The organism is Streptomyces sp. yr375, assembly GCF_900110755.1.
Taxonomy (GTDB): domain Bacteria; phylum Actinomycetota; class Actinomycetes; order Streptomycetales; family Streptomycetaceae; genus Streptomyces.
On record NZ_FOFF01000080.1, the window covers coordinates 1 to 18,264 of the forward strand.

Annotated in this window: 21 protein-coding genes; 14 read left to right on the plus strand and 7 right to left on the minus strand. The window is 71.2% G+C overall.

Annotated elements, in window-relative coordinates:
• Positions 1–327: 327 nt before the first annotated feature.
• The gene (locus BMZ82_RS37990) at positions 328–594 is read right to left on the minus strand and encodes a hypothetical protein (RefSeq protein ID WP_093781963.1); all 267 of its coding nucleotides are present in this window, start codon (positions 592–594) and stop codon (positions 328–330) included.
• Positions 587–1,447, minus strand: a complete 861-nt coding sequence (mca, locus tag BMZ82_RS37995; RefSeq protein WP_177244869.1) for a mycothiol conjugate amidase Mca — start codon at positions 1,445–1,447, stop codon at positions 587–589. Before mca ends, BMZ82_RS37990 begins: the two co-directional genes overlap by 8 nt.
• A 125-nt stretch (positions 1,448–1,572) precedes the next feature.
• Between mca and BMZ82_RS38000 the strand changes: the two genes are divergently transcribed.
• Together BMZ82_RS38000 and greA are read left to right on the plus strand one after the other, a co-directional pair.
• A complete protein-coding gene (locus BMZ82_RS38000; protein WP_093781965.1) occupies positions 1,573–1,974 on the plus strand; it encodes a DUF4307 domain-containing protein in 402 nt (133 codons plus the stop codon).
• A gap of 161 nt (positions 1,975–2,135) precedes the next feature.
• Positions 2,136–2,636, plus strand: coding sequence for a transcription elongation factor GreA (gene greA / locus BMZ82_RS38005; RefSeq protein ID WP_093781966.1), 501 nt, complete (start codon positions 2,136–2,138; stop codon positions 2,634–2,636).
• Between the two features lie 72 nt (positions 2,637–2,708).
• Here the strand turns inward: greA and BMZ82_RS38010 are convergent, their stop codons facing one another.
• From BMZ82_RS38010 to ilvA, 3 genes are all read right to left on the minus strand, one after another.
• A complete protein-coding gene (locus BMZ82_RS38010) occupies positions 2,709–3,572 on the minus strand; it encodes an ABC transporter permease (protein ID WP_093781967.1) in 864 nt (287 codons plus the stop codon).
• Positions 3,569–4,681 carry an ATP-binding cassette domain-containing protein gene (locus tag BMZ82_RS38015; protein WP_256252332.1) on the minus strand — a complete coding sequence of 371 codons (1,113 nt, stop codon included), beginning with the start codon at positions 4,679–4,681 and terminating at the stop codon, positions 3,569–3,571. Before BMZ82_RS38015 ends, BMZ82_RS38010 begins: the two co-directional genes overlap by 4 nt.
• A 160-nt stretch (positions 4,682–4,841) precedes the next feature.
• Complete coding sequence (gene ilvA / locus BMZ82_RS38020; RefSeq protein WP_093781968.1) at positions 4,842–6,071, minus strand: threonine ammonia-lyase; 1,230 nt, start codon at positions 6,069–6,071, stop codon at positions 4,842–4,844.
• A gap of 163 nt (positions 6,072–6,234) precedes the next feature.
• Between ilvA and BMZ82_RS38025 the strand changes: the two genes are divergently transcribed.
• From BMZ82_RS38025 to BMZ82_RS38035, 3 genes are all read left to right on the plus strand, one after another.
• Positions 6,235–6,744, plus strand: coding sequence for a MarR family winged helix-turn-helix transcriptional regulator (locus tag BMZ82_RS38025; protein WP_093781969.1), 510 nt, complete (start codon positions 6,235–6,237; stop codon positions 6,742–6,744).
• Positions 6,745–6,892: 148 nt separating this feature from the next.
• Positions 6,893–7,429: a sigma factor-like helix-turn-helix DNA-binding protein gene (locus BMZ82_RS38030; protein ID WP_093781970.1), complete on the plus strand. Its 537-nt coding sequence runs from the start codon at positions 6,893–6,895 to the stop codon at positions 7,427–7,429.
• Positions 7,426–7,674: a hypothetical protein gene (locus tag BMZ82_RS38035; RefSeq protein WP_093781971.1), complete on the plus strand. Its 249-nt coding sequence runs from the start codon at positions 7,426–7,428 to the stop codon at positions 7,672–7,674. The genes BMZ82_RS38030 and BMZ82_RS38035 overlap by 4 nt, the downstream gene beginning before the upstream one ends.
• Positions 7,675–7,708: 34 nt before the next feature.
• Here the strand turns inward: BMZ82_RS38035 and BMZ82_RS38040 are convergent, their stop codons facing one another.
• Positions 7,709–8,863 carry a cystathionine gamma-synthase gene (locus tag BMZ82_RS38040; RefSeq protein ID WP_093781972.1) on the minus strand — a complete coding sequence of 385 codons (1,155 nt, stop codon included), beginning with the start codon at positions 8,861–8,863 and terminating at the stop codon, positions 7,709–7,711.
• 133 nt (positions 8,864–8,996) lie between these two features.
• Between BMZ82_RS38040 and BMZ82_RS38045 the strand changes: the two genes are divergently transcribed.
• The 6 genes from BMZ82_RS38045 to BMZ82_RS38065 all read left to right on the plus strand — a co-directional run bounded on the left by BMZ82_RS38045 (position 8,997) and on the right by BMZ82_RS38065 (position 14,178).
• Positions 8,997–10,115, plus strand: coding sequence for a hypothetical protein (locus BMZ82_RS38045; RefSeq protein WP_093781973.1), 1,119 nt, complete (start codon positions 8,997–8,999; stop codon positions 10,113–10,115).
• A gap of 313 nt (positions 10,116–10,428) precedes the next feature.
• Positions 10,429–11,097, plus strand: a complete 669-nt coding sequence (gene msrA, locus BMZ82_RS38050) for a peptide-methionine (S)-S-oxide reductase MsrA (protein ID WP_093781974.1) — start codon at positions 10,429–10,431, stop codon at positions 11,095–11,097.
• A gap of 171 nt (positions 11,098–11,268) precedes the next feature.
• Positions 11,269–11,442, plus strand: coding sequence for a hypothetical protein (locus BMZ82_RS41125; protein WP_177244868.1), 174 nt, complete (start codon positions 11,269–11,271; stop codon positions 11,440–11,442).
• Between the two features lie 96 nt (positions 11,443–11,538).
• Positions 11,539–12,228, plus strand: a complete 690-nt coding sequence (locus BMZ82_RS38055) for a DUF4389 domain-containing protein (RefSeq protein WP_093781975.1) — start codon at positions 11,539–11,541, stop codon at positions 12,226–12,228.
• Between the two features lie 68 nt (positions 12,229–12,296).
• Positions 12,297–13,412, plus strand: coding sequence for a serine hydrolase domain-containing protein (locus tag BMZ82_RS38060; protein WP_093781976.1), 1,116 nt, complete (start codon positions 12,297–12,299; stop codon positions 13,410–13,412).
• The gene (locus BMZ82_RS38065) at positions 13,405–14,178 is read left to right on the plus strand and encodes a type 1 glutamine amidotransferase family protein (RefSeq protein ID WP_093781977.1); all 774 of its coding nucleotides are present in this window, start codon (positions 13,405–13,407) and stop codon (positions 14,176–14,178) included. The genes BMZ82_RS38060 and BMZ82_RS38065 overlap by 8 nt, the downstream gene beginning before the upstream one ends.
• A gap of 42 nt (positions 14,179–14,220) precedes the next feature.
• Here the strand turns inward: BMZ82_RS38065 and BMZ82_RS38070 are convergent, their stop codons facing one another.
• Positions 14,221–14,601 (minus strand): VOC family protein, encoded by a 381-nt coding sequence (locus tag BMZ82_RS38070; protein WP_093781978.1) that lies wholly within the window; start codon positions 14,599–14,601, stop codon positions 14,221–14,223.
• A 163-nt stretch (positions 14,602–14,764) separates the two neighbouring features.
• Between BMZ82_RS38070 and BMZ82_RS38075 the strand changes: the two genes are divergently transcribed.
• From BMZ82_RS38075 to BMZ82_RS38085, 3 genes are read left to right on the plus strand one after another with little or no spacing between them, the layout of a single operon-like run.
• Positions 14,765–15,781 (plus strand): ABC transporter substrate-binding protein, encoded by a 1,017-nt coding sequence (locus BMZ82_RS38075; protein WP_093781981.1) that lies wholly within the window; start codon positions 14,765–14,767, stop codon positions 15,779–15,781.
• A 14-nt stretch (positions 15,782–15,795) separates the two neighbouring features.
• Complete coding sequence (locus BMZ82_RS38080; RefSeq protein WP_093781979.1) at positions 15,796–16,782, plus strand: FecCD family ABC transporter permease; 987 nt, start codon at positions 15,796–15,798, stop codon at positions 16,780–16,782.
• Complete coding sequence (locus BMZ82_RS38085; RefSeq protein ID WP_093781980.1) at positions 16,779–17,861, plus strand: FecCD family ABC transporter permease; 1,083 nt, start codon at positions 16,779–16,781, stop codon at positions 17,859–17,861. The genes BMZ82_RS38080 and BMZ82_RS38085 overlap by 4 nt, the downstream gene beginning before the upstream one ends.
• The last annotated feature ends 403 nt before the right edge of the window (positions 17,862–18,264 follow it).

Below are 18,264 nucleotides of genomic sequence, written 5' to 3' on the forward strand. Positions count from 1 at the left end.
CAGGGGCTGACACCCAGGCGGGAAACCTAAGACCCGGGCAGGGGCTGACACCCAGGCGGGAAACCTAAGACCCGGGCAGGGGCTGACACCCAGGCAAGGGGCTGACACCCGGGCGAGGGGCTGACACCCGGGCGAGGGGCTGACACACGGGCGAGCGCAGGGCGGGGGCAGGGCAGCGCCGCCGGGCGGGGGTGCTGCCACCGGCCGACCGCGCGCATGGTCACGTGGCGGGGCGGGGCTGGGCGGCCCCGGCGTGGGCACCGGCGGCCCAGGGGCCCGGCCGTCGGTGCCGTCGTCTCTGCCGTCGTCCGTGTCGCCGTCGGTCGTTCAGCCCTTCGCGGGCGAGGTCTTCTCCGAGGTCGCCGGAGTCGCCGCGGCCGTCTCGCCGGAGGCGTCCGTGGTCGTCGACTCCTTGAAGTCGACCTTGCCCATGTGCTTGCTCATGGACTTCATCAGGCCCCACACCGCCAGCGCCATCGCCGCGAAGACGATGAAGCCGAGGACGCCGGGAGTGACCTTGTTCTCGTCGACCTCCTTGGCGAGGGGGACGAGGTGCGTCATTGCCAGACTCACGCTTGCGCTCATGTCAGGCATTGTCGCGGATGCCCGCAAAGAGGTCGTCCTCGGGGAGGGAGATGTCGACGCGGGACTTCGCGAGCTCGTACTCCTCCGTGGGCCAGACCTCCTTCTGGATCTCCATCGGCACCCGGAACCAGCCGCCGTCGGGGTCGATCTGCGTGGCGTGGGCGATCAACGCCTTGTCGCGGATCTCGAAGAAGTCGGCGCACGGGACATGCGTGGTGAGCGTGCGCTCGTGCATCCCGAACTCGTCCCACCGCTTCAGCCAGTCCCCGTAGGGCGACTCCAGGCCCCGGTCGAGCAGCGCGTGGTGCAGGGCCTCGGTGCGCGGCCGGTTGAAGCCCTGGTTGTAGTACAGCTTCAGCGGCCGGTACACCGGCCCGAACTCGGCCTCGGGGTACTTCTCGGCGTCGTCCGCGCTCTCGAACGCCACCACCGAGATCTTGTACGTCATGATGTGGTCGGGGTGCGGATAGCCGCCGTTCTCGTCATAGGTGGTGATCACCTGGGGACGGAAGGCGCGGATCTGCTTCACCAGCTCGCCGGCCGCCTTGTCGACGTCCTCCAGGGCGAAGCAGCCCTCGGGCAGCGGCGGCAGCGGGTCGCCCTCGGGCAGACCCGAGTCGACGAAGCCGAGCCACTCCTGCTTGATGCCGAGGATCTCGCGAGCCTCGTCCATCTCCTTCTTGCGTACCTCGTGGATGTGCTCCTCGATGTACTTGTCGCCCTGGAGCTTGGGATTGAGGATGGAGCCGCGCTCCCCGCCCGTGCAGGTCACCACCAGCACGTCCACCCCCTCGGACACGTACTTCGCCATGGTGGCCGCGCCCTTGCTCGACTCGTCGTCGGGGTGCGCGTGGACGGCCATCAGTCGTAGCTGGTCAGTCAAGACTCAATCCTCGGTAAGTCGGCGCCCGGTGTGAACCGGCGCGATCGCAGGCTTCTATAGTGACCGAATCGGGGGGCGAATAATTCCGCGCCGGGAGGACGATCATGAGCACGGCGAGCACGCGACTGCCCGAGGGCCGCTACGGCCGTTCCTCGGACGAGCGCGGCGACCACAAGCTCAAGATCGTCGGTGCCGTGCTGGGCGCGCTGCTGGTCGCGCTGGTCGGTTACTTCGCCTACCACTACGTCGGCCAGGTCAAGATCAGCGCCGAGGTCATCACCTTCAAGGCCACCTCGGACGAGGCCGTCGAACTCCACCTGGAGGTCCGCAAGGACTCGGGTGCGAGCGGTTACTGCACGGTCCGCTCGCAGGCCGCCGACGGCGCCGAGGTGGGCCGGGCGGACTTCCGCTTCTCCGGTGCGGACACCCGCATCGACAAGGTGGTCACGCTGCGTACGACGGCGCGGGGCACCACGGCGGAGCTGCTCGGCTGTCACGCCGGCTGACGCAATACGTAGGCACTGACCTGCGTTGACGTATTTCTGAGGGCTTATGTCCTCCCCCTTCGGCCACTGAATTGTTAGGCTCGTGGTTTCGCCCATCACCTGAGGAACATGCTTCTGGGTAGGGCGATGCTTTGTATTCCCGGTACCGACGAGGAGCACCTGTGACCCAGACCAGCGAGTCCGTCACCTGGCTGACCCAGGAGGCGTACAACAAGCTCAAGGTCGAGCTTGAGTACCTTACTGGTCCTGCGCGCACGGAGATCGCCGCCAAGATCGCGGCCGCGCGCGAGGAGGGGGACCTGCGCGAGAACGGTGGGTACCACGCGGCCAAGGAGGAGCAGGGCAAGCAGGAGCTCCGGGTGCGCCAGCTCACCCAGCTTCTCGAGAACGCCCAGGTCGGCGAGGCCCCCGCGTCCACGGACGGCGAAGTGGCGCCCGGCATGGTCGTGACGATCGCCTTCGACGGCGACGAGGACGACACCATGACCTTCCTGCTCGCCTCGCGCGAGTACGCGAGCTCCGACATCGAGACCTACTCGCCGCAGTCCCCCCTGGGCACCGGCGTGATCGGTCACAAGGTCGGCGAGGACGCGGAGTACGAGCTGCCGAACGGCAAGAAGGCCTCCGTACGCATCCTCACGGCCGTGCCCTACAGCGGCTGATCCCCCTTATTCCCGTTCCTACGAGCCCCCGGCGCCCCAGTGCGCCGGGGGTTTCGTCATGCCGTCATGCCGTCATGCCGTGGCCGAGCGGTACTTGCGGACCGCCAGGGTCCGGAAGATCAGGATGATCAGGATCGAGTAGACCAGCGAGGCCCAGACCGGGTGCTGCATGGGCCAGGCGTCGGACTGCGACTGGCCGGGGTTGGCGAAGAGCACCCGGCACGCCTGGACGGTGGCGCTGAACGGGTTCCACTCGGCGATGTGCCGCAGCCAGGGCGTCATGTTGCTGGTGTCGACGAACGCGTTGGATATGAACGTCACCGGGAAGAGCCAGATCAGCCCGCCGGAGGTGGCCGCCTCAGGGGTGCGGACGCTCAGGCCTATCAGGGCGCCGATCCAGGTGAACGCGTACCCGAGCAGGAGCAGCAGGCCGAAGGCGGCCAGCACCCGGGCGGCGTTGGTGTAGCCGTCGGAGCCGACCCGCCAGCCGACCAGCAGGGCGACGACCGCCAGCACCAGCAGGGTGAGCGCCGTCTGTACGAGGTCGGCGAGGGTCCGGCCGGTGAGCACCGCGCCGCGCGCCATGGGCAGGGAGCGGAAGCGGTCGATGAGGCCCTTGTGCATGTCGTCGGCTATGCCCGCGCCGGCACCGGCGGTGGCGAAGGTGACGGTCTGCGCGAAGATGCCGGCCATCAGGAAGTTCTTGTAGGCGGTGGGGCTCGTGCTGCCGCCGATCTGCATGGAGCCGCCGAACACGTAGGTGAACAGCACCACGAACATGATCGGCTGGATGAGCCCGAAAATGACCATTTCCGGGATGCGGGACATCCTGATCAGGTTGCGCTTTGCAACGACCAGTGAGTCGTGGACGGACTGGCCGAGCGGATGGGCGGGCTTGGGCGCCGCGCGGCGTACGGCGTCGGTGACGGCACTCACTTGGCGGTCTCTCTCTCGCTCTGTCCGTTGCGTCGGTTCATCTCGTTCGCCACGGTCTCGTCGCTCGCGTTGGTCTCATCGCTCGCGACGGTCTCGTTGGTCTGCTTGTTCTGGTCGCCCTTGCCGGCCTGGTCGCTCTCGTCGCTCTCGTCGCTCTCGTCGGTCTTCGCTTCGGCCACGTGGCCGGTCAGGGACAGGAAGACGTCGTCGAGGGTCGGGCGGCGCAGGCCTATGTCGTCTATCTCTATGCCGCGGGTGTCCAGCTCGCGGATGACCTCGGCGAGGAGCTTCGCGCCGCCGGAGACGGGCACGGTGAGCTTGCGGGTGTGCTGCTCGACCGTCGTCCCGCCCTTGCCGAAGCCGGTCAGGACCTCCGCGGCGGTGGTGATGTGCTCGCGGTTGTGCACCACGACCTCCACGCGCTCGCCGCCGGTGCGGGCCTTGAGCTGGTCGGAGGTGCCGCGGGCGATGACACGGCCGTGGTCGACGACGGCTATGTCGTGCGCGAGGTGGTCGGCCTCTTCGAGGTACTGGGTGGTCAGCAGCAGCGTCGTACCGCCGGAGACCAGGCGCTTGATGACCTCCCACAGCAGTTGGCGGTTGCGCGGGTCGAGGCCGGTCGTCGGCTCGTCCATGAACATCACGGGTGGTGAGACCACCAGGGCCGCGGCCAGGTCGAGGCGGCGGCGCATGCCTCCGGAGTAGGTCTTGGCGGTGCGGTCGGCGGCGTCCGCGAGGTCGAACTGGTCGAGCAGCTCGCCGGCCCGGGCCTTCGCCGCGCCGGACTTCATCTGGTAGAGCTGGCCGACCATCTGGAGGTTCTCGCGGCCGGTGAGGTATTCGTCGACCGCCGCGAACTGGCCGGACAGGCCGATCGAGCGGCGCACTTCGTTGGGGTGTTTGAGCACGTCGAGGCCGGCCACCACGGCCCGGCCGCGGTCGGGGCGCAGCAGTGTGGTGAGGCAGCGGACCGTGGTGGTCTTCCCCGCGCCGTTCGGCCCGAGGAGGCCCAGGACCGTGCCCTCCGGGACGTCGAGGTCGACGCCGTCCAGAGCCTTTACGTCACCGAAGGTCTTCACCAGGCCTTCGGCGTAGATGGCGCCTGGCATATGAGTCTCCACGTCGTTGAGGATTCTTCGGAAAGCCTAGGTTTGCACTTTTCATCCCGCCCGATAAGGACAGGAGTGAGTGGCATGAGACACACCATAACGCGATGTATCGCGTCTCACAACGGACTTTCTCGAACGAGTGACGAACAGGGCTCTGACCTCAGTCGATGACGAGGTAGCCGGCCTCGCGCAGGGCTCGGCCGACCTCGGCGCAGTGCACCGGACCCTTGGTCTCCAGGTGCAGTTCGACCTCGGCCTCGGTCAGCCCGAGCCGGGGGTCGGTCCGCACATGGCTCACGTCGAGGACGTTGGCGTCGACCGCCGACAACACCCCGAGCAGCGTCGCGAGAGCGCCCGGCCGGTCCGTCAGACGCAGGCGTACGGCGAGGTAGCGGCCCTGCGCCGCCATGCCGTGCCGCAGCACCCGCTGCATCAGCACCGGATCGACGTTGCCGCCCGACAGCACCGCGACGACCGGGCCCTCGAAAGCGCCGGGGTCGCTGAGCAGCGCGGCCACCGGGCTCGCCCCGGCCGGTTCGACGACCAGCTTGGCCCGCTCCAGGCACAGCAGCAGCGCGGTGGACAACTCGTCCTCCGTCACCGTGCGCACCTCGTCGACCAGCTCGCCGATGAGGGCGAACGGCACGTCACCGGGCCGGCCGACCTTGATGCCGTCGGCCATCGTCGCCGGGTTCCTGATCGACACCGGGCGTCCGGCCGCCAGCGAGGGCGGGTACGCCGCGGCCCCCGCCGCCTGCACGCCGACGATCCGCACGTCCGGCCGCAGCGCCTTCACCGCGACCGCGATGCCCGCCGCCAGACCGCCGCCGCCGATCCCGACGACGATCGTGCGCACCTCCGGGCACTGCTCCAGGATCTCCAGGCCGACCGTGCCCTGCCCGGCGATGACGTCGGGGTGGTCGAAGGGGTGGATGAACACCGCGCCCGTGCCGGCCGCGTGCTCCTGCGCCGCGGCCAGCGTCTCGTCGACCACCTGGCCGTGCAGCCGCACCTCCGCGCCGTACTCGCGGGTGGCGCTGATCTTCGGCAGCGGGGCGCCCTTGGGCATGAACACCGTGGACCGCACGCCCAGCACCCGCGACGCCAGCGCCACGCCCTGCGCGTGGTTGCCCGCGCTCGCCGCGACGACCCCGGCGGCCCGCTCCTCGGGCAGCAGCCCGGAGATCCGGACGTACGCGCCGCGCAGCTTGAACGATCCCGTCCGCTGGAGGTTCTCGCACTTGAGGTGGACCGGCGCGCCGACCAACTGGGACAGGTGCCTGCTGCCCTCCATCGCGGTCACCCGCGCCACGCCCGACAGCATCTTCTGGGCGCCGCGCACATCGTCGAGGGTGACGTGGCGCAAGGAGTCAGCCGTGCTGTAGCTCATGACTCCAGCATCGCAGTTCACAGGCGGGAACGGCCGCTGTGACCAACCTCCGAGACCGGTTTCCGCAGCGCCGGTACGACCCGCCTTCCAGCCGCGTACTCTGTCCCCCAATCCAGCAGCCCCTTCATGAAGTGAGCCCCCGGCCATGCCCACAACACCTGAAATGTCGATGGACATGACGACCGTCGGTGACACCGGTCTCCTCGACACGCTGCAGCACGAGGTCGCGGTGTTCGCACGCCGTGCCGAACAGACCCGGCTCGGCGGTGTCGGGCAGGTCCGCAACTCCATGGACCGCGCCGCGTACCTGCTGCTCAACCGCCTCGACAAGGAAGGCCCGATGGGCGTCAAGGCGCTCGCCGCGAGCATGGGCATCGACTCGTCGACGGTCACCCGGCAGGTCGCCCCGCTCGTCGACACCGGCCTGGTCAAGCGGACGTCGCACCCCGAGGACGGCCGGGCCGTGGTGCTCCAGCTCTCCCCGCGCGGGCAGTCGCGTCTCGAGGAGGTCCGCTCCTCCCGGCGGCAGTTGATGGCCGAGTTGACGGACGACTGGGCGCCGGAGGAGCGCGAGGCGTTCTGCGATCTCCTCACCCGCTTCAACACCGCGCTGTCCTCCCGGATGGCGGCCCACGGCGTCACGGGCACGGAGCCGTCCCCGACGACGTCCTGAGCGCCGCCCGCCGACCGGTGAGCCGTTGAGCCTGCGACCGGTACGCCTGCGGGCGTGCGCGGCTCTTGACCGACAGCCCGCTCCTGGCCTCATATGAGACCGGGGCGGATCGCCGTTCAGGGGGACGCCGTCAGGCGGGAGGGTCGGTGTGCGAGACCGGCGTGCGGCCCAGGAAGCCCACCGGGCACGGGAGTTCGAGGCGTTCGTGGCGGGCGCGGGCGGGCGGCTGCTGCACGCCGCCACCCTGCTCACGGCGGAAGCGCCGGACGCCAACCCGCGCGCGTGCCGCCTGCTGACGCTCGCCCTCGCGCGCACGTACGCGTGCTGGCACCGACTGCACGGCGAGGACCCCTACAACCGTGCCCGCGAGTATCTGGCCACCCGCTTCGCGCACGAGGCGTGGCACCAGTACGCGTGGCAGTGGTACGACGCACTGCCCCTGGCCCGCGCGCGCCCGCACGCCGCCCCCGCGGCCGGGGCACCACTGGCACGGCTCACCCCCCAGGAGCGCCTGATCGTGGTCCTCAGGCTCTACGAGGGTGTCGCCGAGGAACAGGTGGCGGCCCTGCTCGGACTGCCGACGGAACGGGTCCGCGCGGTCTGCGACCGGGCGACGGCGACGCTGCTGCATCCGCCGCGCGGCCCGGCGCCCGTGGTGCGCCCGGCGAAGGCGGCGGCCTCGTGAACCGGCCCGAGCGCGAGGCCGCCGTCCGGCAGCTCATGGAGCGGACGCCGCCGCACGTGCCGCCGGAGCTCCACGCGGACGTCGTACGCCGTGGCGGTCGCATGCTGCGCCGCCGGACGATCGCCCGATGGCTGCTGTGGGTACTGCTGTGCGCGGCGATCGTGGCGTTCGCGGTCTGGGCGGTGGTGGCGCAGCCCTGGGTGGAGCCGCCGTCGCAGACGACTCCACCCCTGACCGACTGGTAGCCCCGGCGGCTGGCGGGGGCCGAGGGCCTGTTGTCTAACCGAGGGCCTGCTGGAGGTCCTCGAGGAGGTCGTCGACGTTCTCGATGCCGACGGACAGCCGGACGAGGTCGCCGGGGACCTCCAGCGCCGAACCGACCACGGACGCGTGCGTCATGCGTCCCGGGTGCTCGATGAGGGACTCGACGCCGCCCAGGGACTCGCCGAGGGTGAACACCTTGGCGCGGTTGCAGACCTCGACGGCCGCCTCCTCGCCCCCGGTGACCTGGAAGGAGATCATGCCGCCGAAGGCCCGCATCTGCTTGGCGGCGATCTCGTGGCCGGGGTGCTCCGGCAGTCCCGGGTAGAGCACGTTCGTCACGCGCGCGTGCCGGGTCAGCATGTCGGCGACCTTGGTGGCGTTCGCGCTGTGCCGGTCCATGCGCACCGGCAGCGTCTTCGCGCCGCGCAGCACCAGCCAGGAGTCGAAGGGCCCGGCGACCGCGCCCATCGCGTTCTGGTGGTACGCGAGTTCCTCGCCGAGTTCGGCGTCGGCGGTGACGAGCGCGCCGCCGACGACGTCGGAGTGGCCGCCCATGTACTTGGTCAGGGAGTGCACGACGACGTCCGCGCCGAGCGCCAGCGGCTGCTGGAGGTACGGCGTGGCGAAGGTGTTGTCGACGACGAGGCGGGCGCCGGCGTCCCGGGCGACCTGGGCGACGGCGGCGATGTCGGTGATGCCGAGGAGCGGGTTGGAGGGCGTCTCCACCCATACGACCTTGGTCTTCGGGGTGATCGCGGCCCGTACGGCGGCGAGGTCGCCGGTGTCGGCGACCGACCACTCCACGCCCCAGCGGGCGACGACCTTCGCGAAGAGGCGGAACGTGCCGCCGTAGGCGTCGTTCGGGATGACCACGTGGTCGCCGGGGCTGAGCAGCGTACGCAACAGGCAGTCCTCGGCCGCCAGTCCGGAAGCGAACGCGAGGCCTCGGCGGCCGCCCTCGAGGGCCGCGAGGTTCTCCTCCAGGGCGGTCCTGGTCGGGTTGGCGCTGCGGCTGTACTCGTAGCCGCCGCGCAGGCCGCCGACGCCGTCCTGCTTGTAGGTCGAGACCTGGTAGATCGGCGGGACGACCGCGCCGGTCAGGGGATCGGCGGTGTTGCCCGCGTGGATCGCGAGGGTCTCGAAATGCTGACTGATGTGCCTGTCGCTCATGGGCACCGAGCGTAGTGCGCTCACGGCTTCGGTGCGGTCCGGCCGCCTGACGGGCATGGCCTGGGGAGGGGAGTTATCCACAGGTTCGGGGGCGGGTTGGCCAATTGTCTGCGTGGTCTGGTTCGCTTGTGGCATGGAGATTCTCTGGGTCCTGATGGCGCTGATCATGATCGGCTTCGTGGTGCTGCCGTTGCTGCGGCGCAGGCGTGGCCTGGTCGGGCTGGTCCCGGCGGACCACCCGGACGCCGCGGACCCGGCGACGTACGGCTTCGCGCTCACGGAGGAGCTGGACATCCGGATGCCCGGCGCCGACCACGACCTGTTGGACGTCCTGGACGTGGTGCAGCACACGCAGGACTACCGGGCGGCGCAGCAGTTGCTGGCCGGCACGGAGACCGGCGGCGAGCTGCGCTGGCAGCGCGTGCAGGCCTTCGCGGGTGCGGCGGCGCTGGAGTTGCAGCAGCGGCCGGGCGGGGTCAACGAGACGCCGGGCGGGCAGTGGCTGCGGGTGTGGCGGACGGAGGCGCCGAAGGACGCGGGCGGTGCGGCGGTGCACGCCGAGTTCCTGGTGCAGCAGGCGTGGCGGACGTCGACGCGGGGCACGGACGACTTCCGGATCATCATGGAGGAGGCGAAGGACGCCTGCGACCAGGCGGCGCTGCTGTCGCCCGGTGACCCGGTCCCGTACATCGTCGAGCTGTCGGTGGCGCGTGGTCTGGAGTACTCGCAGGCCGAGTTCGAGCAGCTCTGGCTGAAGATTCTGGACCGCGCCCCGGCGCACATGGGGGCGCATCTGGCGGCGCTGCACTACTGGTGCGAGAAGTGGCACGGGTCGCGGGAGCTGGCGTACGCGTTCGCGGAGGCGGCAGCGGCGCGCGCCCCCAAGGGGTCGCTCCTCGCGGCCATGCCCCTGTTCGCGGTCTTCGAGCACCTCCCCGAGGTGAACCTGGTCAGCGGCTTCTACCAGAGCGAGGTCGTGACGAAGGCGATGCACGGCGCCCTGTTCGCGGTGCACGCGGCCCGGCCCGACGACCCGATGCTGGCGCACGTGCGGCACCTGCTGGTGTTCTTCCTGGTGCGGGCCGAGCGCTGGTCGGAGGCGATGAACCAGCTCATACACGTGGACGGCCACGTCGGCGCCCTCCCCTGGACCCTCTCCCCCGACCCGGCCGGCGAGTTCGCGGTCTTCCGCGCACTGGCGGTCGCAGGCTACGAGGCCAACGGCGGCAGCCCGGCAACGCTGCCGCACTGAGGCGGGGGGTGCGGGGGGCGAGCGAGAGCCGGGGGGCCTCGGCTTCGCGGCGGGCCGACGGGGGCCCGTCCGCCCGGCGCCCGCCGGCCTACGTGCCTACGTGCCTACGTGCCTACGCGCCTACGCGCCTACGGCGGGACGGAGAAGCGCAGCGGGCCGACGCGGTCGGGCCGACGTCGACGCGGATGGGCCGGCGCGGCCCGGGCCGCTGATCGGGCTGCCGACCTGGCTACTGACCGGGGCCGGGCCGGAATTCGGTGGGCCCCGTGCACGTTGACATGCACGGACCCTCAAATCCCCCCTTGGAGACCGCATGTTCCTGCACAGCCGTAAGCCCGAGCTCCCGACGCCCGACCAGGCTCTGCAGGGTCGCCCGGAGCCGGTGTACTCCGTGCCCGACCGGCACACGGTCCTGGGCAACCCGCTGCTCGGCCCCTACCCCGAGGGCCTCGAGGTCGCCGACTTCGGCATGGGCTGCTTCTGGGGCGCGGAGCGCAAGTTCTGGCAGCTCCCGGCAGGCGTGTGGACGACCCTGGTCGGCTACCAGGGCGGCCACACCGAGCACCCCACCTACGAGGAGGTCTGCTCGGGTCACACCGGCCACACGGAGGTCGTACGGGTGGTCTTCGACCCGGCGGTGATCTCCTACGAGCGCCTCCTGAAGACGTTCTGGGAGTCCCACAACCCCACCCAGGGCTTCCGCCAGGGCAACGACGTCGGCACTCAGTACCGCTCCGCGATCTACACCCACTCCCCGTCCCAGGCAGCCACGGCCGAGGCCTCCCGCGACGCCTACCAGCAGGTCCTGACGGCCTCGGGCCACGACCCGATCACCACGGAGATCCTCCCGGCGGAAGACCGCACCTTCTACGCCGCCGAGGGATACCACCAGCAGTACCTGGACAAGAACCCGGCGGGCTACTGCGGCATCGGCGGAACCGGCGTCTCCTGCCCGATCGGCGTGGCCAAGGCTGATGGCTGATGGCTGATGGCTGAGCCACTGTCGGCGGAAGCCGCAGCGACTCTGCGGGCACTGCTGGCCGGCTCGGATCCGGTGCGTAGTGCCCTGCTGGCCCAGATCCCACACACGCGGGTGGTGGGCAGATGTGGCTGCGGCTGCGTGACAGTCGATCTGGAAGTCGACCGTACGGCGGTGGCTCCTGCTCCAGCGCACCCGAATCCGGCCGTGGACGCCGGGTACTACGCACCACACTCGGCCGGTGTCATGGTCTTCGCCAAGGGCGGATACCTCTCCCTCCTGGAGATCTACTCAGTCTCCGACGAACCGATCACCGCGTGGCCGGACCCCTGTTTCATCGAACGATGAGCGGGGCTGAATCCGTCTCGCCGCAGGTTTCTGTTTTCGGCGGGTAGGGGGATTGCCCCGGTCGCGGGGTCTTGTTTTGCGTGCGAGTCTGAATTCATGATCAGGAATCCGTCCTCGCCCGTGCATATCGAGGCGTCTCTCGATCCGCGGTTGTCCAGATGGATGTGGCTGGTGAAGTGGCTTCTGGCCATTCCGCACTACATCGTGCTGTTCTTCCTGTGGATCGCGTTCTCCGTGGTGACGGTCATCGCGTTCTTCGCCATCCTGTTCACCGCCCGATATCCCCGGCCGCTCTTCGACTTCAATGTCGGCGTGCTGCGCTGGAACTGGCGGGTCGGTTATTACGCCCACACCGCGCTCGGCACCGACCAGTACCCGCCGTTCACCCTCGCGGACGTGCCGGACTACCCGGCGCGGTTCGACGTCGCCTATCCCGAGCGCCTCTCGCGCGGTCTGGTCCTGGTGAAGTGGTGGCTGCTGGCGATCCCGCAGTACATCGTCGTCGGGATGTTCGTCGGTGACTGGGGATGGGGCTCGGGCAGCGGGGACGGCTGGTATCACGGCGGGCTGATTCCTTTCCTCTCCCTGGTCGCCGTGATCATTCTGGCGTTCACCGGCCGTTACCCGATGCCGCTTTTCGACTTCCTGCTCGGCCTCGTCCGCTGGGCCGCACGGGTGGCCGCCTATGCCTCGCTGATGACCGACGAGTACCCGCCGTTCCGTCTCGACATGGGCGGGCAGGCCACCCCGCCTGCGGAGAAACTACCGCGCGGTCCCGGACAGTAGCCGACAGCGGCCGTGCGCGTGCGGAATTCGGTTGCCTCTCGTGGCTCCGTGAGGGCTAGATAGCCAGCATGGCTAATACTGCGGCTGTTCAGGGCTCGTACGATGATCTTTTCACCGCGGTGCCCATGGCGCTGGCCGCGCTGCTGGACGGCGGCGACGCGGGCGGCTCGGTGGCCGTCTTCGTGGACGGTGAGCCGGTGGTGGACGTCTGGGGCGGGTTCGTCGACGCGGCGCGCACGGTGCCGTGGCAGCGGGACACGATCGTCAACGTCTATTCCGTCACCAAGACGATGACGGCCCTGTGCGCGCTGGTCCTGGCCGACCGCGGCGAACTCGACGTGGACGCGCCGGTCGCCCGCTACTGGCCGGAGTTCGCGGCGGCGGGCAAGGACAGCGTGCTGGTACGGCACCTGCTCGCGCACACCGCGGGCCTGCCCGACTGGCACGGTCCGGTGGCGGAGCTCTACGACTGGCCGGCCGCCACCGCCCGCCTCGCCGCGCAGGCACCGCAGTGGGAGCCGGGCACCGCGGTCGGATACCACTCCCTCACCCAGGGATTCCTGGTCGGCGAGGTGCTGCGCCGGATCACGGGCCAGACCCCGGGCGAGTTCTTCGCCGCCGAGATCGCGGGGCCGCTCGGCGCGGACTTCCGTATGGGACTGCCCGCCGAGCACGACCACCGGGTGGCGCGGACGCTCCCGCCGCCGTCCCAGGACGAGGACTACATCGCGGGCGCGGCCGACACCTCCGTCCCGAACACCGCGACCGCGATCCGGCTCCGTGACGGCAACAGCGTGGCCTGGCGGCGGGCGCAGATCCCCGCGGCGAGCGGCTTCGGCAACGCCCGTTCGGTGGCCCTCGTCCAGTCGGTGATGGCCTGCGGGGGTGCGGTGCGCGGGGTGCGGCTGTTGTCGCGGGCGGGCCGCGACCGGGCGTGGGAGGAGCAGTTCAGCGGCGAGGACCGCGTCCTGGGCATGCCGGTGAGCTGGGGCCTCGGGTACGGGCGGTTCGGCACCACCTACGGGTGGGGCGGCTGGGGCGGCTCGCTCGTCATGATCGACCCCGAGGCGCGGATGACGGTGGCGTACGTGACGAACCAGATGCGCGAACCCGCCGACGACACCCGGGGAGTGGAGATCGTCATGTCCGCGTACGACGGGCTCAAGGGGCTGGCGGGTGCCTGACGGTCGCGTGTTCCTGGTCGGCGGCGGGTGGGACGAGGCCGTCGCCGACGCCGTGTACGGGCCGTTCCTGCGGGCCGCGTCCGCGAAGTCGGGGGACGGCACGGCTCCCCGGGTTCTGTGCGTGGTCGTCGACGAGGGGGACGGGGGCGAGCAGTTCGCGCGGTACGACGGCGCGTTGCGGAAGGCCGGGGAGTGCGTGCCCGTGCCGTCGCTGGTGCCGGTCGGGAAGCGGTTCGACGTCGCCGCGCTCTCCGAGGACGTGGCCGGGGTCGTCGTCTGCGGTGGGCTGACGCCCGCGTATCAGGAGGCGTTCGCCGCAACCGGAGCATCCGGGTCCGGCCTCGAAGCGCTGGCCGCCCTCATCGCCGAGCGTGGCGTTCCCTATGCCGGGTTCTCCGCGGGGGCCGTGGTCGCCGCGCGGGACGCGGTCGTCGGGGGGTGGCTGGTGGACGGGGTCGCCGTGTGTCCGGGGGACGCCGCCGAGGATCTCGAGGAGGTCGAGGTGCGGCCGGGGCTGGGGCTCGTGCCGTTCGGGGTGGACGTGCACGCCGCGCAGTGGGGGACGTTGGGGCGGCTGGTCGCCGTCGTGGCCGGCGGGCGGCTCGCGCACGGGGTCGCCATCGACGAGAACACCGCGGTGGAGGTCGGGAGCGGGCCGCTGGTGCGGGTCGCCGGGCTCGGGCGCGCCCACTCCGTGCGCCCCGCTCCGGGCGGCGGGGCCGTCGTACGGTCCTACGGCGACGGCGAGTCGTTCCCCGTGTCCTGACCCGGCGATCTCAACCGCCGACTACGTCAACCGCCGACGACCTCAGCCGCTTCCGTACGGCCGGGTCAGGATTTCCAGGTGGTGGCCGTTCGGGTCGTCGAAGTAGGTGCCCCGGCCGCCGTCGTTGTGGTTGATCTCACCGGGGCGGTGGTGGGACGGGTCGGCCCAGTAGGTCAGGCCGGCCGCGCGGACGCGGGCGAAGATCGTGTCGAAGTCGCCCTCGGAGACCAGGAACGCGTAGTGCTGCGGGGTGATCTCCCCTTGCGCGTCAAGGTAGTCGAGGGTCACGCCGTTCGGGATCTCGACGGGGAGGAACGGGCCGTAGGGCTCGCTCACCTCCAGGCCGAGCAGCTCGGCCAGGAACCGGGCCGAGGCGCGCTTGTCGTGTGCGGCGACGATGGTGTGGTTTAGCTGAACGGTCATCGTGTAGGCCTCCCGTCTCTACCATACGCCGACACCATCTAAGGTAAGGCTCGCCTTAGTGAATGTGATCGGAGCAGGTCGGAGCAGTGCTGTGCGTACGTTGAACAAGACCCCCCGGACCACCCCCTGGACCGCCCGGACCGCCCGGACCCCCTGGACCGCCCTGGGTGTGTCCGTCGTCGTCGGAGGGCTCCTGGCCGGGTGTTCGACCGGCGGTGACAACGATGCCAAGTCCCCGTCCGACTCCTCGGCCTCGGCCGGAGCCTCCGCGCGACCCTCCGCCGCGCCGAGCACCCTCGCCGCCGGCATGGGCGCGGACACCGACGCCGACGGAACGTTCCCGCGCACGGTCAAGCACTTCAAGGGCGCCACGACCGTCACGGCGGAGCCGAAGAAGATCGCCGTGCTCAGCACGGGACAGCTCGACGACCTGCTGAGCCTCGGTGTCGTCCCGGCCGCCTCCACCCGCGCCGACAACGCCGGTCTCGTCCCGGACTATCTGACGGACGCCTTCCCGCAGTACAAGGCGGAGCTCGCCGCGATGACCGACGCGGGCACCCGGCAGGCGCCCAACCTGGAGTCCCTCGCGGCGGCGAAGCCCGACCTGATCCTCGTCAACAACTCCCTCGGCGACCTCTACCCCAAGCTGTCGAAGATCGCGCCGACCGTGGTCACCGCCGGACAGGGCATCAACTGGAAGCGGGACCTGCTGCTCGTCGGCGAGGCCATCGGCAAGGGGCAGGCGGCGCAGAAGCTGCTCGACGGGATCGTCGGCGACGCCAAGGCGAAGGGGGACGCGGTCGCGGGCGACCCGACCGTCTCCATGGTGCGCTTCACGCCCGACCGCGCCCGGATGTTCGGGGTGTCCTCCTTCACCGGGTCGATCGCCGTCGACATGGGGCTCGCCCGCCCCAAGCCGCAGCAGTTCAACGACATTTCGGAGGACATCAGCGCCGAGAAGATCGACACCGCGGACGGCGACTGGATCTTCTACTCGGTGCAGGGCGACGCGGCCAAGACGGACGCCGCGAGCGTCGTCGCCGGGCCGTTGTGGAAGGGGATGGGCGCGGTGCGGGCCGGTCACGCCGTCCAGGTCGACGACGACCCCTGGTACCTCAACGCGGGCCCCACGGCGGCCCGTCTGGTCGTGACGGAACTCGCCGACCGCCTCGGCAAGTAGCCGACCGCCGTCCCATGAGACACCTCGCCTGGCCGGCGGCCGCCCTGCTGGTGGCCGCCGCGGCCCTGCTCAGCCTCGCCGTCGGCACCCGCGCCGTGCCGCCGTCCGCCGTCCTCGACGCCCTGCTGCACGGCGGGAGTTCACCGGACGCGCTCGTCGTACGGTCGCTGCGGCTGCCGCGTACCGAGGTCGGGCTGACGGCGGGAGCGGCGCTCGGGCTCGCCGGGGCCGCCCTCCAGGCGGTCACCCGCAACCCGCTCGCCGACCCCGGCATCCTCGGCCTCAGCCAGGGCGCGGCGGCGGGCGTCGTGCTGGCCATCGCCCTCGGCCTCGCGAACGGCTTCTCCGGCTACGTCTGGTACGCCTTCGCCGGCGCGGTCGTCGCCGCGTGCCTGGTGTACGCGATCGCCGCGCGCGGCCGGGGCGGGGCCTCGCCGGTGAAGCTGGCGCTGGCCGGTACGGCGCTGTCCGCGATGACCGCCGGTGCCACGACCGTCGTCCTGACGTCGAGTTCGGCGACCCTCGACCAGTTCCGGTTCTGGCAGGTCGGCGCGTTGAGCGGACGCGACGCCGACACCGTCGTACGGATGCTGCCGTTCCTGGCGGTGGGGGCGGTGCTGGTGCTGGCCTGTGCGCGGGGGCTGGACGCGCTGGCCCTCGGCGACGAGACGGCCCGGGCGCTGGGGCACCGGGTACACACGGTACGGGGGTGCGCGGCGCTCGGGGCGACCCTGCTGACCGCGTCCGCGGTGGCCGCGGCGGGGCCGATCGCGTTCGTGGGGCTGGCGGTGCCGCATCTCGCGCGGCGGGTCGTCCGGGGCGGTGCGCACCGGCTGGTGCTGCCGCTGTCGGCGCTGCTCGGGGCCGCGTTGCTGCTGCTCGCGGATGTGGCGGGGCGGGTGGTGCGGGCTCCTGCGGAGGTGCCGGCCGGGGTGATGACGGCGCTGGTGGGGGTTCCGGTGCTGGTGGTGCTGGTGCGCAGGAAAGGAACGGCGAGTTGACCCCTACCAGCCCCACCACCCCCACTACCCGCACTACCCCTGCGGCTCCCCCCGGGCTCACCGTCCTGCGCCCCCTCCCCCGCGTCTCCCTCCTCCTCCACCGCCGTTCCGGTTACGTCGCCGTGGCGCTGCTGCTGCTCCTCGCCGCCGTGATGCTCGCCGCCGCCTGTCTCGGGCAGACGTACGTCTCACCGACCGAGGTCTGGCGCACCCTGCGGGGTGAGGCAGGCCCGTACGACCTGGTCGTGAACGAACTCCGGGTGCCCCGGATCGTGCTCGGGGCGCTCGTCGGGGCCGCCCTCGGACTGTCCGGGGCGCTCGTGCAGACGGTCACCCGCAACCCGCTGGCCAGTCCGGACGTGATCGGGGTCGGACACGGGGCCGCCGCCGCGACCGTCCTCGCCCTCGCCACCGGCGTCGTCGCGTCGCCCGGCGCGCTGCCCGCCGTGTCCGTCGCGGGCGGTCTCGCGGCGGCGGGCCTCGTCTACGTCCTCGCGTGGCGCGGCGGGATGCAGCCGAACCGGTTCGTGCTGACCGGCGTCGGCATCGGCGTCGCGCTCTCCGCGGTCGTCCAGCTCTACCTCACCGACAGCGAGTTGGAGGCCGCCGAGCAGCTCAAACTCTGGCTCACCGGCAGCCTCAACGGGCGCGGCTGGGAGCAGGCGGGGCCGCTGGCCGTCGTCCTGCTGCTCGCGCTGCCCGCGCTGGTGTGGGCGAGCCGGGCGCTGCGTCCGCTCGGCCTCGACGCGGACACCGCGGCGGCGCTCGGCGTACGGGTGGACCGGGTGCGGCTCGCCCTGACGCTCCTCGGGGTCGTGCTCGCGGCGACCGCCACGGGCGCGGCGGGCCCGATCGGCTTCGTCGCCCTCACCGCGCCGCAACTGGCCCGCCGTCTCACCCGTACGCCCCAACTGCCGCTGCTGAACAGTGCGTTGACGGGGGCGTTCGTCCTGGTCGCGGCCGATCTGGTGGCCCGTACGCTGCTGCCGCCGCTGGAGATCCCGGTCGGCGCGCTGACCGCGCTGGTCGGCGGGCCGTATCTGCTGTGGCTCCTGGGACGCGGCCGGAGGCAACCCTGAGGGTCATGAGCACCGACACGCTCACGGAGTCGGCGGCGCGGGACGAGGAAGGCCCCCGGCAGCTTGGGTTCTGACGGTCCTCGCAACACCCGCGATCTGTGGGAGTTGCGAGGACCGTGGCCGTTGGACGCGATGATGTTTCGGGGTTGAGGGAGCGTTTCCTTGCGCGGCTGGATGCTGTGGGGAACGTGACCGTGGTGGCGCGCGAGCTGGGGGTGAACCGGAACACTGCCTTCGGCTGGGCTCGGAAGGCCGGACGGAGCTCGGTGCGCGTGTCGCGGCGGCATCCCGGGCGCGACGAGTACGAGCGGCTTCGGGCCGCCGGTGTCGCACGCCGGGTGGCGGCCAGGCAGGTCGGCGTGAACGAGCGCACGGCCAAGGACTGGGACTGGGGCGTCAAGAA